Origin of the sequence: Azospirillum sp. SYSU D00513 (genome assembly GCF_017356015.1) — a bacterium.
GTDB lineage: Bacteria > Pseudomonadota > Alphaproteobacteria > Azospirillales > Azospirillaceae > Azospirillum.
In genome coordinates, this window is sequence record NZ_JAFIQV010000002.1 from 267,151 (window position 1) to 280,037 (window position 12,887).

The following is a 12,887-nucleotide window of genomic DNA, read 5'->3' on the forward strand; positions in this document are numbered from 1 at the left end:
ACGCCGAACCAGAGCGCAGCCATGTCAGGAAGGCCTGCTGGAGGACGGCACCGACAGGGTGTTACGCGGTTGTCATGGCGCTGGTACACTGAGACCAGGGGCCTCGGCGATCAAAGGATGGAGAGCGGCCATGGGGTATGCCGAACTGATCAAGAAGCTTCAGGCGTTGCCCGAGGACAAACGCGCCGAGGTCTTCGATTTCGTCGAGTTCCTCACCAGCCGTTTCGCCTCTCCCGGCATGGCCGACAGGCGCGACACGGAGGACTGGGAAGACGCCGAGTTCGGCACCTTCGGCTTGGGCCAAGCATTGCGGGGTTTGGACGAGGATCCCGTCGTCTACAGCCACGACGATCTGCGGGAAAGCTGGCAGTGAAGCGGGCCGGGCAGATCGGCCTCGTCCCTTTTCCCTACACCGACCTGAGCGGCGGCAAGCTGCGCCCGGTCCTGCTGCTGCGTCCGGCGTCCGCGCGTTTCGACGATTGGCTTGTCTGCATGGTTTCATCGCAGCTTCGGCAAGCTGAACCGAACCTCGACGAGATCATCGCCCCGGAGGACGCCGATTTCGCCCGAAGCGGTCTCAAGGCCGCCAGCGTGGTGCGGCTGAGCCGGCTGGCGGTGGTCGATGGGGCCTTGCTGGTCGGCCGTATCGGCGAGATCGACGCCGAACGCCTGGGCCGGCTACGCCGCCGCCTCGCGGCTTGGCTTGCCGAGCCGTGCGAGAGCTGATCCTGGGGCAGGAATGATCATGAAAAGCCGGAACGGCCTGAAGCGTGAAGCGGCTCGATGGACAAAAAATTAGAGCGCCATGCATTCCGGTTGGATGCAAGGCGCCCTGGCCGTCTGAGATCGTTGGAGCGGGTGAAGGGAATCGAACCCTCGTCGTAAGCTTGGGAAGCTTCTGCTCTACCATTGAGCTACACCCGCGACGCCCCTGTTTATAGGCGACGCTCACGCCCGGCGCAAGCGTTCCGTTGGGGGCTGCTCCGATGGGGAGGACCCCCGCGCGGAGCCTGCCGGACGGTCAGGCCGTCCGGGCGAACCAGAGGGCCGGCTGCGGCAGCTCGCCGACGGCCATCAGGGGGGAGGAGAGGGACAGGGGCGGGACGACGGCCAGGGCGGCGGACGGGGCCGCCGCGGGGGCGGTGACCATGCCCGAGACCCCGGCGAGCGCACCGGGGACCAGCTCCAGGCCCAGGAAACGGTCGAGGTCCACCGGGCCGGGCAGCTGCATGTCCAGCGTCAGCGACCGCGAGAAGCCGAAGCGCGCGTAGTAGGGCGCGTCGCCGACCAGGATCACCGACCGGTGGCCCATGGCGGCGGCCTTGTTCAGGCTCATGCGGATCAGCTTGCTGCCGAGGCCAGCGCCCTGGAGCCGCTCCGACACCGCGATGGGGCCGAGCAGCAGCGAAGGATTGCCGCCGACCTCCACGGGCCAGTAGCGGATCGTGCCCTCCAGAACCTCGTTGCCGTGCTCGTCGTGCTCGATGGCGACGAAGCCCAGCTCGGGCAGGGGGGCGATGCCCTCGCGCAGCTTGTAGGCGGTCTTCTTGAAACGGTCGGGGCCGAAGGCGCGGTCGAGCAGAGCCTCGATGGGCTGGGCGTGCCGCGTCTCTTCCAGGGTGATGATCATGGGGCCGAGGTCTTTCCGTGAAAGAGGTATCAGAGGGGGCGGACCGCCGCCGCCGCCGTGGATCCCCTTGCCCGGGATCAGACCCGGAGGAAAACCATGGCGCCCGCAAGCGATCCAAGGACGGCCGCGCGCGCGAAATGCGGCGCCTGGCTCCGTCGTCGGAGACGCAAGGATTGCGGACGGGACATGGGGTGGGCTCATCGGCCGTTTCGGACGGGAACGCATATATCATCGCACCCGCCCCACCGCAAGAGAGTGGGGGCGGTTACCCAGGAATCATCACTGGCCCGCCCATCGCGCATAGGACCGGGATGGGGGCCGGACGCCGCGGCACCCCTCCCGCAGCGTGGGATCACCCCACGGCGGCCCTGGACGGGGGCGGATGGCGCACCTATTCTCTGCCCTCGGGAGAGCCATCATGTACACGCAGACCACCCGTTCCATCCGCGTCACCGTCAACCCGGTCTATCTGGAAGAGCAGTCGGCGCCGGCCGACAACCACTTCGTGTGGGCCTACCATGTCCGGCTCGAGAATGAGGGGGAGACGACGGTCCAGCTCCGCACCCGACACTGGCGCATCACCGACGCGCTCGGCCGCGTGCAGGAGGTCCGCGGCCCCGGCGTGGTCGGCGAACAGCCGGTGCTGGAGCCGGGCGCCAGCTTCGAATACACCAGCGGCACCCCGCTCCCCACCCCGTCGGGCATCATGGCCGGCAGCTATCAGATGGAGGCGGAGAACGGGGAGACCTTCGACGTCGTCATCCCCGCCTTCTCCCTGGACAGCCCGCACCAGCCCCGGCAATTGAACTGAGCGTCCCCGGACCGGGACACCCGGCCGGAAAGGAGAGGGGCGGCGCCCGCGCCATCGCGGTCCCGCCGCGCCGACTCATTCCTTTGGACCGCCGTCTTGAAAGTGGTAAAGCTGTCGCCAACTGGGCGAGGGAGGATCGGGGGCGGCGCGTGCGCCGGGCTCCGCCGGAAAGCCCGCAGTTTTCATCGGCCTTGATCGTCCCGGCGCGCGAGGGCTCCGGGGCGGCGGGCCGTTCGGTTAGGAAAGGTTCTGTTCCCGTGACGGCTCCCAAGCACCCGCTCGCCGACAACATCGTCCGCGGCCCCGGCCATTCCCCGCTCCCGCGCCCCACCCGCGCGGAAGCCGAAGAGGCGGTGCGGACGCTGATCCGCTGGGCCGGCGACGATCCCCTGCGCGAGGGCCTGCTCGGCACCCCGGACCGCGTCGTCCGCTCCTACGAGGAGTTCTTCGCCGGCTACGCCGTCGATCCCACCGAGATCCTGAAGCGCACCTTCGAGGAGATCGAGGGCTATGACGAGATGGTCGTGCTGCGCGACATCCGCGTGGAGTCCTACTGCGAGCACCACATGGTGCCGATCGTCGGCAAGGCGCATGTCGCCTACCTGCCGCGCCGCCGCGTCGTCGGCATCTCCAAGCTCGCCCGCCTGGTCGAGGCCTACGGCAAGCGGCTCCAGATCCAGGAGAAGATGACGGCGCAGATCGCCAACACCATCGACGAGATCCTCCAGCCGGAGGGCGTCGCCGTGGTGATCGAGGCCTCGCACCAGTGCATGACAACCCGCGGCGTCCACCACACGGGCGTCAGCATGGTGACCAGCCGCATGCTCGGCGCCTTCCGGTCCGACCCCTCGACCCGGCGCGAGTTCCTGACCATGATCGGCAATCCCGCCTCGCGCGGGATGGAGTGAGCCCTTCGAAGCGGCCTACTCCGCCCGCACCCCGTGCTGGCGCAACAGGCTGTAGAGCGTCGGCCGGCTGACGCCGAGCATCCGCGCGGTGGCCGACAGGTTGCCGCCGGAGCGCGCCATCGCGTCCAGCAGGGCGCGCCGTTCCGCCTCGTCGCGCAGCACGCGCAGGGTCGGGGGCGCGTCGCCGGGGCCGAGCCGGCGCCCCTCCCGCTCCAGTTCCGACCGGTAGAAGGCCCGCTCGACCACCTGGCTGAACTCGCCCGGGTCGAGCGGCAGCCGGCACACCTCATGCGCCCCGCGCGCCACCGCCCGCACCGCGAGTTGGCGTTTTCCCTCCGGCGCCAGGGCGATCACCTTGGTCGAGGGCGCCTCCGCCAGGATGCGGGTCAGGGCCGACAGCCCGCCGCTCCCGTCCGGCCCGGTCCCGTCGCCGGTTCCCGTGCCGCCGGCGCTACCGTCCACGGCGCCGTTGGTGGCGCCCTCCACGGCGCCGCTCGGAACGCCGTCCAGGACGCCGCCGATCAGGCTGGCGGCGGTGGAAAGCCCGGCGGCCGTCCCGTTCCCGTCCGCCGGGCCGTCCTTCACCGGCAGCGCCACCACCGCCGGGCGGTGCCGGCGCAGGGCCTCCATCACGCCGCCCTCCGCCCCGGCGGACAGGACGCGGCAGATGGGCAGGGCCTCCTGCACCAGCCGGCCCAGCGCCGGATCGTCGTCAACGATGAGCAGCGTGCGGACGGCCATGGCTCTCTCTGAAGGGGGCGGGAAGGGGGTGGCTCGGCGTCGGCAAGGATCATGATCGGGGGCCATCCTGTCCAAGGCGCGTTCGCATGAGGCCGGGAGCAAATTGGGCGGAAATGTGACGCCGAAAGTGGTGGCCGGCCCTTCCGCGCGGCGGCCGGCCTCTGCTAGGATTCCCGGCAAAAGGGATGGAAACGGGGCGGGGCGTCATGGCGGCGAAGGGCACACCGGCGGTCAACGCGGCGAAGGCGGCGGGGCTGGATTTCCGTCTGATGGAATACGAATACGACCCGTCCGCCGACGCCATCGGTCTGCACGCCGCCCAGTCGCTCGGGCTCGATCCCGCGGTGGTCTACAAGACGCTGATCGTCCAGCTCGAGCCGAAGGCGCTGGCCTGCGCCGTCATCCCCGTCGCGGCCAAGCTCGACCTCAAGGCCATCGCTGCCGCCGCCCGGGCCAAGAAGGCCGATCTCGCCGACCCCGCCCTGGCGGAGCGGACGACCGGCTACAGCGTCGGCGGCATCAGCCCGCTCGGCCAGCGCAAGCAGCTCCCCGTCTTCCTCGACGCCAGCGCCGAGGGCCGGGCGGAGATCGTCGTCAACGGCGGGCGGCGCGGCCTGCAGATCGCCATCGCCCCCGGCGATCTCGCGCGCGCCCTGAAGGCGACGGTCCTTCCGCTGGCGGTGGCGTGACGCCGCAGTCGGGCCGGAAGGCCGTTCCGGCGCTTGCCGCGCCCGCCGCCTCCGGCTACACCGGAAAGGCCATCCTCCATCCTGGGGGCCGCCAGACCGGACCGCGGTGTCCCGACCGCACTCAAGGACAGATCGCCCGCATCATGACGACACCGACCACCGACGGCGCCGGCAGCGCCCTGCGCGTCCTGTTCGTCGAAGACGACATGATCATCCAGTTCTCGACGGCGGAGATGCTTCAGGAACTCGGCCATGCCGTGACGGCCGCCTCCGACGCCGAGGAGGCGCTGCGGGAGCTGGAGGCCGGGGGCTTCGACCTCCTCTTCACCGATGTCAGCCTGCCCGGCCGCTCCGGCGTCGAGCTGGCCAAGGACGCCCGCCGCCTTCACCCCGCGCTCCGCGTGATCTTCGCCTCGGGCTACGGCGATTCCGCCCTGGCCGGGCAGGGCGGGGAGGGTGCGGTGATCCTGCCCAAGCCCTACAGCATGACCAGCATCGAACAGGCCGTCCGCAAGGCCATGGAAGGCTGAGGGCCCGGCTGTCGCCGATCTCCAAAAGCGGCCTCCCGGATTTGGAGATCGGCGACGGGGGCGGCCGCTGGAAAGTCCATTTCGTAGCAGCAACAACATCCGAGCCCATCACTGAACCGTCACCCCCGCGAAAGCGGGGGGCCAGGACTCTTCCATGGCGTCCGTTGTGCGAACATCTGGATCCCCGCTTTCGCGGGGATGACGAAAAAACACCTACTCATCAGCGTGTTAGCGTTATGCGAGGTATGTAGCCCCCTAGCGCTTGCGCAGGGATGACGGACAGGTGCCGTGTGAAAATCACCCTGGGCGAGGGGGAAGCATCCGCATCCGCATTTGGAGATCGGCGACAGCGCCGGCCTTCCGGTGCCGGTTTGGAGATCGGCGACACCCCCGCGTGGGGCGTTCCGGCATTTGGAGATCGGCGACGGCGCCCCGCCGACTCGGCTGTCAGCTTCTACATCTAGTATCTCCGATTCGGGTCGAGTCGCATCAGCTTGTGGAAACGACTCGTGAGTCGCTTCCCGATTCCGGATTTGGAGATTGGCGACAGGCCGCATAACCCCGAATCGCGGCATCTCCGCGCCACAGGAAAGCCGGCCAACCGATTCGGCGATCCGCAAGAAGAACGGCCATCCATCCCCTGGAGAACGGCGACGATCGGGGCCGAAAAGCCGATTCGGAGGCACCATTCAAATGTTCGAACAGGAGATCGGCGACAATCACCTTGGAGATCGGCGACGGGCACTTCACGGAAAAGCGCCGTCCGACTCGGTTTGTCCACAGGAGACTGGCGGCCATACAAATAGAAAGAATCAAATAGGGGTTTCAAATAGCTCCGTCGCCGATCTCCAAATTGACAGGGCACCCCCCGCCGACCACCCTGGCGGCCATGGTTGGATGCGGTGACGGGGCGGAGGGCAGGGCATGTCGAAGATCGTCGAACTGGTGGTGCAGCATGGCCGGGAGCGCGCGGCGGAGATGGTCGCGACCAAGCAGGAACGGCGCATGGTGGACATCGTCGCCGAGATGCTGGCGGAGGAGCGGGAGAGCGCCTCCTACACCTTCACCGGCTTCTGCATGACCAGCCTGCCGCACAGCGACCTCGGCCCCGACGAGATCTGGGAGCGCTGGTACGGCAGCGCGCGCCTGACCCTCACCCCCGGCTATCTGCCGACCGGCCCGCAGCGCCAGAACGTGAAGTACGGCGTGCCCTACGGCGCGCGGGCGCGGATGATCCTGTTCTACATCCAGAGCCAGGCGATCAAGACCGAATCCCGCGAGATCCGGCTCGGGCGTTCCATGAACAACTGGCTCCAGACCATGGGGCTCAGCGTCGGCGGCCAGACCTTCAAGTCGATCCGCGAGCAGTGCCGCCGCATCGAGGCCTGCGGCCTGAACTTCGACTGGGAGGCCAAGGGCAAGCGCACCATCAAGTTCGAAAAGACCAATTTCGTCAAAGGGCTGGAGATCGCCAACGTGGACGGGCGCCAGTCCGACATGTTCGAAGAGCCGGTGGTGCTGAGCGAGGAGTTCTATTCCGCCCTGCACGCCCACCCCATGCCGGTGCGCGAGAGCGCGCTTCGCCACCTGTCGCAGCACTCGCTGGGGCTGGACCTCTATGTCTGGCTCGCCTACCGGCTGCATGTGCTGGAAGCCCCCATGCGCGTCAGCATCGCGTCGGCCTACGAACAGTTCGGCGCCGGCTACAAGCGGCTGGCCCATTTCCGCCCGAAGTTCCTCGACAACCTCCAGCTCGCCCTGTCCGCCTACCCCGAGGCGAAGGTGGACCTCTCCGACAAGGAAATCATCCTGAGGCCGTCCCCCCCGCCCATCGAGGAGCGCCCGGCCGTGCGGCGGGCCATCGCGGGGTGAGGGGCCGGGATTGGCTGTCGCCGATCTCCAAAAGGCATCGGCGCGCAGCCGGGCGTCGCCAAACTCCAAACCCGGCCCGGCAAGCTTTGCCTTGGCGGGAAAAATCTGCCGGGCAGGAATGGCCGTTCCGGGCCGTCCTCACCACGCGGCCGTCACCAGACGATGGACACCGGCGGCTTGTAGCTGGAGGCGGCGAACATGTTGCGGACGACCAGCTCAAGCTTGATCTGCGCTTCGGAGCGCCGGATGAAGGAGAGCTGGACGTCGCCGAGGGGCTTCACGACGCAGCCGGAGCGGCTGAGGCTGCGCAGGGCGGCCAGGGACTCCTGGGTCTTTTCCTCGGGGATGGCGGTCACGGTGGCCCGGCCTTCCGGCGGGCGGACGACGTAGAGGTCGAATTTGGCCATGGGCGTTCAGCGCTCCTTCCCGTGACGGCGTTGCCGGGCGGGAAAGCAAGCGGCGGGCCAAACGGTTGGCGGGGAGCCGTCAGGCCAGGGCCTTCAGCGCGTCCTCGACCGTCGGGTGGATCTCGAACAGGGCGGCGAGGCCGCTGCCGGCGAAGGTGGCGCGCAGCGCGGGCGCCGGGGCGGCCAGCAGGATGCGGCTGCCGGCGGGCTTGGCCTCCTTCCCGGCGACGAGCAGGGCGCGGAGTGCGGCGGGCGCCATGTGGGTGAGGCCGCCGAGGTCCAGAACCAGCTTCGACGGGCCGGGCGTGACGGCGCGCAGCAGGGCCGCCTGGAACGGGGCGGCGGTGCCGCTGTCCAGCCGCCCGGCGGGCGCCAGGACCAGGACGCCGCCACGCCGTTCTTCCCGGATCTCCACGCACTCATTCCTCCGCCGGACCGCCCTCCGCTTCCCGCGCCTTTCGGGAAGCGCCTCCGGGCTGCTATACCGTCTTCATCCTATGCGACGATCCGTCTGGCAAGGGGCGGAAGGTGAGAGAGGCGGGGCCGATGGCGGCGGAGGACAGCCTGACCCGGGCGGGGATGGGGGCTGGAGCGGGGGAGGGGGGCGCGGCTCCGCTGCGTCCGGGCCGGCCCCTGTCCGGCGCTGCTTCCGCGTTCGGCGATGAAAGGGCGTCCGGCGCTGACGGGGCGCCCGCCCTCGAGGCGCGGCTGGCCGGCTCCCTCAACCCGCTGCTGACGGCGGCGGCCCCGCTGCTCGACCGGGTGGCGCGGCTGCGCGACCGGCTCAGCCACGAGGATCCCGACGCGCTACGGGCACCGCTGCTGGAGGACCTCGCCCGCTTCGAGGAGGAGGCCACCCGCGCCGGCATCGGGGCGGACGAGGTGCGGGTCGGCCGCTTCGCCCTCTGCGCCACGGTGGACGACGTGCTGCGCGCGACGCCCTGGGGCGGGCGCTGCCCCTGGATCCGCGAAGGGCTGCTCTCGGTGGTGGAGCCCGGCGCCGGCGGGCCGCAGCGCTTCTTCGATTTCCTCGACCGCATGCTGAGCGACCCGCGCCTGCACCGGCGCGAGCTGGAGCTGTTCTACGCCTGCCTGTCCCTCGGCTTCGAGGGCAACCACCGCCTGCGCGCGCGCGGGTCCCACGACCTGTCGCACCTGCGCGACGAGCTGTACCGCGTGTTGCGCCGGATGCGCGGCGAGCGGTCGCGGACGCTGTCGCCGGGCTGGCGCGGCGTGCGCGAGCGGTTCCGCCCGCTGGGGCTCACCGTCCCGGGCTGGGCGGCGGCGGCGGCGGCCGTCGCCCTGCTGGCGGGGCTGCTCCACGCCGGCCTGTCCGCCGACCTGGACAGGAGCCGCGCGGAGCTGGAGCGGCGGATCGCCGGGCTGCTGCCCGCCCGGCCGGTGGAGATCGCCCGTTTCGATCCGCCGCCGGCCAGCGCCGGTCCGGCGCTCGCCGCCCGCGTCGCCGCCGCGCTGGCGCCGGAGATCCGCGGCGACGCGGTGGCGGTGCTGGCGGCCGACGACGGGGCGCTGGTCGTCCGCGTCTCCGGCCCCGGCATGTTCGCCACGGGCGGCGACGCGCTGCGGGCGCGGCACCGCGCCGTCGTGGACCGGGTCGGGCAGGCGCTGGCGGCGGAGCCCGGCCGCCTGCTGGTCATCGGCTACGCCGAGCCGGACGGGGCCGGCGACGGGCTGGCCCTGGCGCGCGCCCGCGCCGAATCGGTCCGTCTCCTGCTGGAGCGCCATGCCGGCGCCGGCCGGCTGACCGTCGAGGCCCGCCCCGCGCCCGCCGTCGGCGGGGGGCCGCGCGTCGATGTCCGCCTCTACCCGCGATAGGCCGGCCATGCCCGCATCACCGATTCCGCCCGCCGACCTTTCGAACAGCCGGCCTCCGTCCGGCCCGGCCGCCCCCCGGACGGCGTCGCCGCGCCGGCGCTGGGGCGTCTCCTTCCTAGGGGCGGCGGCCCTGGCGGGGGCCGGCTGGCTTCTCGGCCCCGTGGCCGGGCTGGACGCCCCGCTGCCCCGCGCCGTTCCCGCCCTGCCGGCGCTCGGCGCCTGGGTCCTTCTGAACCGCCGCATCGATGCCCGTGAGCGCGCGGCCAACGCCCGTCTCGTGGAGGCGCTTGCGGCGTCCCGCGATCCGGAGCTGAAGGCCTCGCTGGACGAGCTGGGCGTCGTGCGCGGCGGGCTCGACGCCGTGCTGGACCGGCTGAAGACCCTGCGCTTCTCCGCCCGGCTGGGCGGCCGTTACCTGTACCAGATCCCCTGGTACCTCGTGATCGGCGCGCCGGGATCGGGCAAGACCACGGCGCTGAGCCGGGCGCGGCTCGGCGCGCCGCTCGCCCCGGCGGCGGGCCAGGGGCACGGGCAAATGGCGGGGGGAGGGCTGGGCCAGCCCCTGCACGGGCTGGGCGGCACGCGCAACGCCGACTGGTGGTTCACCGACCACGCCGTTCTGATCGACACCGCCGGGCGCTACACCACGCAGGACAGCCGCCGTCCGGTGGACAACCGGGTCTGGGCCGGGCTGCTGGAGCTGCTGAAGGCGCACCGCCCGCGCCAGCCGGTGAACGGGGTGCTCGCAACGGTCAGCCTCTCGGACCTGACGGGCTGGAGCGACGCGGAACGGCGCGACCACGCCATCACCTTGCGCCAGCGGCTGCTGGAGCTGCGCGGCCGGCTCGGCCTGCGGGTGCCGGTCTATCTCATGCTGACCAAGGCCGACCTGCTGGAAGGGTTCGACAGCTTCTTCGACACGCTGGACCGGAGGGAACGCGCCCAGGTCTGGGGCCTGACCTTCCCGCCGGAACAGGACGCGCGCGGCCTGCCGGGCGCCTTCCGCGCCCGCTTCGCCGACCTGCTGCGGCGGCTGGACGAGCGGCTGCCGGAACGGCTGCACCAGGAGCCGGACATCCGGCGGCGCAGCGAGACCTTCGCCTTCCCGCTCCGCGTCGCGGAGTTGGAGGGGCCGCTCGCCGACCTCGTGGACACCGTCTTCGGGTCGGAGGCCGGGGAGGAGGCGCCGCTGCTGCGCGGCATCTATTTCAGCAGCGCGACCCAGCCCGGCCGGACGGCGGAGGATCCCGCCCCGACCTACTTCCTGGAACGGCTGCTGCCCGAGCTGGTCTTCCCCGAGGCCAACCTCGCCGGGGAGGACCGCGCGCTGGAGCGGCGCCGCCGCCGCCGGCGCATGCTGGCGGCGGGCGGGGCGGTCGCGGCGGGGCTGGCCGTGGCGCTCGCCTGGCTCGGCGCCTGGCGCGCGGAGCGGGCGCGGCTCGAGGAGGCCGCCGCCGGGATCGGCCAGGTCACGGAGGCGCTGCGGGCGCTGGACAGCGCGCCGCGCTCCCTGACGCGGGTGGAGGACACCGACTTCGCCGCCGTGCTGCCGGCGCTGGACGGGCTGCGCGCTCTGGCCGCCGGGGACGGGGCGCGGCCGCTCTTCCTGTCCGCCGGGCTCGACCAGGGCGCGCGGCTCGCCCGGCCGGCGGCGGAGGTCTACCACCGCGCCCTTCGCACGATCCTGCTGTCGCGCGTCGTCCTGCGGCTGGAGGAGCAGCTCCGCACCGGCTGGGCCGTGCCCGCCCAGCTCCGCAGCGCGCTGCGCGCCTACCGCATGGTCGGCGGGCGGGAGCCGGTCGACCGGACCTTCCTGGCGGACTGGATGGCCGAGGACTGGCTGCAGATCCTGCCCGACACCGGACTGGAGGCCGCCCACCGCGCGCTGGGCGCGCATCTCGCCACCTTGCTGGAGGTCGGCTTCGCGCCGGTGCCTCTGGACGAGAGGCTGGCCGGGCGCGTCGCCGAGCTGCTGAACCAGACGCCGGATGGCCGAAATCCGGAGGACCCGGAGTCGAGCGGCGGGGGCGGGACGCCATGAGCGCTGCCCTCGCCGTGGGCTATCACGGCAAGGTGCCGGCGCGCGGCGACTTCGTCGGCCACGGGCTGCCGCGGGGCATCCTCGACCCCTGGGACGGCTGGCTGTCGCAGGGGCTGGCCGAGGCCGCGCGGCAGCTCGGCGGGCGCTGGGAGCGGGCGGCCGCCGAGGCGCCGGTCTGGCGCTTCGCCCTGTCGGCGGGGCTGTGCGGGGACGCGCCGCTGGTGGGCGTGCTGATGCCGAGCCTCGACCGGGTCGGGCGCTTCTATCCCTTCACGGTGGCGGCCGCCCTGCGCAGCCCCTCCGCCGGCCCGGTGGCCCTCGCCGCCCTTCCCGTCACCTGCGCCGGCTGGCTCGCCCGTGCCGAGTCCGTGGCCGCCGCGGCCTGCCGGGAGGGCGCCGACCTCGACGCGCTGCCCGCCCGCATGGCGATCCTCGGCCGGCCGGAGGTCGAGCGGCGCGCCCTGCCGGCCTCCGTCGTCGAGCGGCTGGTCGGGCCGGTGCCGGAAGGGGCGAGCCTGTGGTGGACCCGCGGCGACGGCCGTTGCGCGCCGACGATCCTCAGCTGCGCGGGCATGCCGTCGGCCGCCCGCTTCGTGGCGCTGCTGGACGGCGCCTGGGCGAGCCGGGGCTGGGACGACCTGGACGCTATTCCCCCAGATTGACGATCTCGACCCGCCGGTTCGCCGCCGCGCGCGGGTCGGCCGGATCCAGCGGCTCCCGCGAGCCCATGCCCGCCGTCTCCAGCCGCGACGGCGCGATGCCGTGCCGCTCCACGAGGTAGGCGGCCACGGCCTCGGCGCGGCGGCGGGACAGGTCGTCGTTGTGCGCGTCGCCGCCGCGCGCGTCGGAGTGGCCCAGGATCCGGAAGCGCACGCCCTCGGCGCCGGGGGCGGCCATCACCGCGCCCACCCGGTCGAGCACGGCGCGCGAGTCCGCCGTGATGCGGTCGGAGTCCAGCGCGAAGCCGATGCGGAAGCTCGCCCTCAGCGCCGGCGCCGCCGGGCGGGGCGGGAGGGCGGCCGGGGGAGCCGCCGCCGGAACCGGGGCGGGGGGAGGGACCGGAACCGGGGCAGGGGAGGGTGCGGGGACCGCCGCGGGCTCCGGCGGAGCGGCGCCGGCCGGCCTGGCGGCCTGGGCCGGCCGGGGCGCGGGCGGTGCCGGGGGAGCCGGCGGCTCCGGGGGCGGGCGCCGCAGGGTCACCGGCGGGCAGCCCGGCCCGGCAGCACCCAGCAGTGCGGCCTGGATCTCGCACTCGCTGGGATTCGGCCCGAGCGGGACGGCGGTCTGGGCGAAACCCGGTCCCGGCGGAGCCAATCCCGGCAGGAAAAGGCACGTTGTCACAGCCACCGCGACGCCCTGCCGGAACCGTTGCAACCCAACCATTTTCAACCCGTCTCCGCCTTCCCGCATGGCCGCCCTGCC

At 72.3% G+C, this 12,887-nt stretch carries 15 protein-coding genes and 1 tRNA gene; 10 read left to right on the top strand and 6 right to left on the bottom strand.

Annotation, left to right across the window (positions count from 1 at the left end; genetic code table 11):
- The first annotated feature begins 130 nt into the window (after positions 1-130).
- Positions 131-373, top strand: coding sequence for a DUF2281 domain-containing protein (locus JUB11_RS02700; RefSeq protein WP_207455947.1), 243 nt, complete (start codon positions 131-133; stop codon positions 371-373).
- Complete coding sequence (locus JUB11_RS02705) at positions 370-726, top strand: type II toxin-antitoxin system PemK/MazF family toxin (RefSeq protein ID WP_207455948.1); 357 nt, start codon at positions 370-372, stop codon at positions 724-726. Before JUB11_RS02700 ends, JUB11_RS02705 begins: the two co-directional genes overlap by 4 nt.
- Positions 727-850: 124 nt before the next feature.
- Here JUB11_RS02705 and JUB11_RS02710 read toward each other — a convergent pair.
- Both JUB11_RS02710 and JUB11_RS02715 read right to left on the bottom strand, forming a co-directional pair.
- A tRNA-Gly gene (locus JUB11_RS02710) sits at positions 851-924 on the bottom strand.
- Between the two features lie 97 nt (positions 925-1,021).
- Positions 1,022-1,630 carry an N-acetyltransferase gene (locus JUB11_RS02715; protein WP_207455950.1) on the bottom strand — a complete coding sequence of 203 codons (609 nt, stop codon included), beginning with the start codon at positions 1,628-1,630 and terminating at the stop codon, positions 1,022-1,024.
- Between the two features lie 418 nt (positions 1,631-2,048).
- Here JUB11_RS02715 and apaG point away from each other — a divergent pair, with 418 nt between their 5' ends.
- Positions 2,049-2,441 (top strand): Co2+/Mg2+ efflux protein ApaG, encoded by a 393-nt coding sequence (apaG, locus tag JUB11_RS02720; protein WP_207455951.1) that lies wholly within the window; start codon positions 2,049-2,051, stop codon positions 2,439-2,441.
- 290 nt (positions 2,442-2,731) lie between these two features.
- Positions 2,732-3,349 carry a GTP cyclohydrolase I FolE gene (gene folE / locus JUB11_RS02725; RefSeq protein ID WP_207456013.1) on the top strand — a complete coding sequence of 206 codons (618 nt, stop codon included), beginning with the start codon at positions 2,732-2,734 and terminating at the stop codon, positions 3,347-3,349.
- Positions 3,350-3,364: 15 nt separating this feature from the next.
- Here folE and JUB11_RS02730 read toward each other — a convergent pair whose 3' ends face one another.
- A complete protein-coding gene (locus JUB11_RS02730) occupies positions 3,365-4,090 on the bottom strand; it encodes a helix-turn-helix domain-containing protein (RefSeq protein WP_247886788.1) in 726 nt (241 codons plus the stop codon).
- A gap of 206 nt (positions 4,091-4,296) precedes the next feature.
- Between JUB11_RS02730 and ybaK the strand changes: the two genes are divergently transcribed.
- The 3 genes from ybaK (at position 4,297) to JUB11_RS02745 (ending at position 7,181) form a co-directional block, all read left to right on the top strand.
- Positions 4,297-4,779 carry a Cys-tRNA(Pro) deacylase gene (ybaK, locus tag JUB11_RS02735; protein ID WP_207455953.1) on the top strand — a complete coding sequence of 161 codons (483 nt, stop codon included), beginning with the start codon at positions 4,297-4,299 and terminating at the stop codon, positions 4,777-4,779.
- Positions 4,780-4,922: 143 nt separating this feature from the next.
- Positions 4,923-5,309 carry a response regulator gene (locus JUB11_RS02740; protein ID WP_207455954.1) on the top strand — a complete coding sequence of 129 codons (387 nt, stop codon included), beginning with the start codon at positions 4,923-4,925 and terminating at the stop codon, positions 5,307-5,309.
- Positions 5,310-6,233: 924 nt separating this feature from the next.
- Positions 6,234-7,181, top strand: coding sequence for a replication protein RepA (locus tag JUB11_RS02745; RefSeq protein WP_207455955.1), 948 nt, complete (start codon positions 6,234-6,236; stop codon positions 7,179-7,181).
- A gap of 152 nt (positions 7,182-7,333) precedes the next feature.
- Here the strand turns inward: JUB11_RS02745 and JUB11_RS02750 are convergent, their stop codons facing one another.
- Together JUB11_RS02750 and JUB11_RS02755 are read right to left on the bottom strand one after the other, a co-directional pair.
- Positions 7,334-7,588: a hypothetical protein gene (locus JUB11_RS02750; protein ID WP_207455957.1), complete on the bottom strand. Its 255-nt coding sequence runs from the start codon at positions 7,586-7,588 to the stop codon at positions 7,334-7,336.
- A gap of 79 nt (positions 7,589-7,667) precedes the next feature.
- Positions 7,668-8,003, bottom strand: a complete 336-nt coding sequence (locus tag JUB11_RS02755; RefSeq protein WP_207455959.1) for an STAS domain-containing protein — start codon at positions 8,001-8,003, stop codon at positions 7,668-7,670.
- A gap of 131 nt (positions 8,004-8,134) precedes the next feature.
- On the opposite strand from JUB11_RS02755, the gene icmH reads away from it, so the two are divergent.
- From icmH to tagF, 3 genes are read left to right on the top strand one after another with little or no spacing between them, the layout of a single operon-like run.
- Entirely contained in the window at positions 8,135-9,424 is a 1,290-nt protein-coding gene (icmH, locus tag JUB11_RS02760) for a type IVB secretion system protein IcmH/DotU (RefSeq protein WP_207455961.1), read from the top strand.
- Positions 9,425-9,431: 7 nt separating this feature from the next.
- Complete coding sequence (gene tssM / locus JUB11_RS02765; protein ID WP_207455962.1) at positions 9,432-11,465, top strand: type VI secretion system membrane subunit TssM; 2,034 nt, start codon at positions 9,432-9,434, stop codon at positions 11,463-11,465.
- Positions 11,462-12,127, top strand: coding sequence for a type VI secretion system-associated protein TagF (gene tagF, locus JUB11_RS02770; RefSeq protein WP_207455963.1), 666 nt, complete (start codon positions 11,462-11,464; stop codon positions 12,125-12,127). Before tssM ends, tagF begins: the two co-directional genes overlap by 4 nt.
- On the opposite strand, the gene JUB11_RS02775 is transcribed toward tagF, so the two are convergent.
- Positions 12,111-12,848 carry an OmpA family protein gene (locus tag JUB11_RS02775; RefSeq protein ID WP_207455964.1) on the bottom strand — a complete coding sequence of 246 codons (738 nt, stop codon included), beginning with the start codon at positions 12,846-12,848 and terminating at the stop codon, positions 12,111-12,113. The two genes, tagF and JUB11_RS02775, sit on opposite strands and share 17 nt — an antisense overlap.
- Positions 12,849-12,887 lie beyond the last annotated feature (39 nt).

Bases quoted from the DNA above. Each gene is read 5' to 3' on its own strand.
- JUB11_RS02700 (WP_207455947.1), top strand. From the start codon at position 131: ATGGGGTATGCCGAACTGATCAAGAAGCTTCAGGCGTTGCCCGAGGAC.
- JUB11_RS02715 (WP_207455950.1), bottom strand. From the start codon at position 1,630: ATGATCATCACCCTGGAAGAGACGCGGCACGCCCAGCCCATCGAGGCT.
- apaG (WP_207455951.1), top strand. From the start codon at position 2,049: ATGTACACGCAGACCACCCGTTCCATCCGCGTCACCGTCAACCCGGTC.
- JUB11_RS02730 (WP_247886788.1), bottom strand. From the start codon at position 4,090: ATGGCCGTCCGCACGCTGCTCATCGTTGACGACGATCCGGCGCTGGGC.
- ybaK (WP_207455953.1), top strand. From the start codon at position 4,297: ATGGCGGCGAAGGGCACACCGGCGGTCAACGCGGCGAAGGCGGCGGGG.
- JUB11_RS02740 (WP_207455954.1), top strand. From the start codon at position 4,923: ATGACGACACCGACCACCGACGGCGCCGGCAGCGCCCTGCGCGTCCTG.
- JUB11_RS02745 (WP_207455955.1), top strand. From the start codon at position 6,234: ATGTCGAAGATCGTCGAACTGGTGGTGCAGCATGGCCGGGAGCGCGCG.
- JUB11_RS02750 (WP_207455957.1), bottom strand. From the start codon at position 7,588: ATGGCCAAATTCGACCTCTACGTCGTCCGCCCGCCGGAAGGCCGGGCC.
- icmH (WP_207455961.1), top strand. From the start codon at position 8,135: ATGGCGGCGGAGGACAGCCTGACCCGGGCGGGGATGGGGGCTGGAGCG.
- tssM (WP_207455962.1), top strand. From the start codon at position 9,432: ATGCCCGCATCACCGATTCCGCCCGCCGACCTTTCGAACAGCCGGCCT.
- tagF (WP_207455963.1), top strand. From the start codon at position 11,462: ATGAGCGCTGCCCTCGCCGTGGGCTATCACGGCAAGGTGCCGGCGCGC.
- JUB11_RS02775 (WP_207455964.1), bottom strand. From the start codon at position 12,848: ATGGTTGGGTTGCAACGGTTCCGGCAGGGCGTCGCGGTGGCTGTGACA.